The organism is Arthrobacter sp. U41 (genome assembly GCF_007679325.1).
GTDB lineage: Bacteria > Actinomycetota > Actinomycetes > Actinomycetales > Micrococcaceae > Arthrobacter.
The window spans coordinates 1-209 of the sequence record NZ_VEGI01000029.1 but is presented as its reverse complement, the minus strand read 5'-3'; the positions used below and the strand labels follow the sequence as shown (position 1 = coordinate 209).

General features: G+C 61.2%; 1 protein-coding gene. It reads left to right on the top strand.

Annotated elements, in window-relative coordinates; genetic code table 11:
• The coding region (locus tag FS787_RS17920) for a pyridoxal-phosphate dependent enzyme (RefSeq protein ID WP_144674653.1) at positions 1–209 on the top strand (209 nt) is incomplete at both ends.

Sequence of the window (209 nt, the reverse complement as noted above, 5' to 3'; positions counted from 1 at the left end):
CTCTTTCTAAAGATTGAGGGGTTCAATTTCGCCGGCTCAATCAAGCTTAAGCCCGCGCGGGAGATGGTCGAGCGCGCAGAGCGGGAGGGGCTGATCGGCCCTGGCTCCATCCTCGTGGAGTCCTCATCGGGCAACCTCGGTGTCGCGCTCAGCATGATCGCCGCCAGCAAGGGGTACCGCTTCGTGTGTGTGATCGATCCGCGCTGTAA